The organism is Burkholderia sp. BCC1999 (genome assembly GCF_905339975.1).
GTDB lineage: Bacteria > Pseudomonadota > Gammaproteobacteria > Burkholderiales > Burkholderiaceae > Burkholderia.
On sequence record NZ_CAJPHP010000073.1, the window covers coordinates 1 to 346 of the forward strand.

The 346-nt window shown below is 64.7% G+C and carries 1 protein-coding gene; it reads left to right on the forward strand.

Translation table 11 applies throughout. The features are described from left to right. A partial coding sequence (locus U5809_RS34615; protein ID WP_322089859.1) for a TolC family protein occupies positions 1 to 346 on the forward strand: 346 nt, incomplete at both ends.

Genomic DNA, 346 nt, shown 5'->3' on the forward strand with positions numbered 1-346 from the left:
CGGTGCGCCGTACATCTCGCGCAGCTACAACGTCGGGCTGTCGGCGTCGTGGGAGCTCGACCTGTTCGGCCGCGTGCAGAGCCTGAAGGACCAGGCACTCGCGCAGTACCTGTCGACGTCGTACGCACGTCAGGCGTCGGAAATCTCGCTGGTGTCGCAGGTGGCTGACCAGTACCTGACGCTGTTGTCGACCGATGACCTGTTGCAGGTCACGGAAAACACGCTGAAGTCCGCTCAGGCGCAGTACGACCTGACGAAGCTGCAGTTCGACAACGGCACGGGCTCCGAGCTCGAACTGCGCCAGGCGCAGACGGTGGTCGAGACGGCGCTCGCGAACCAGCAAGCG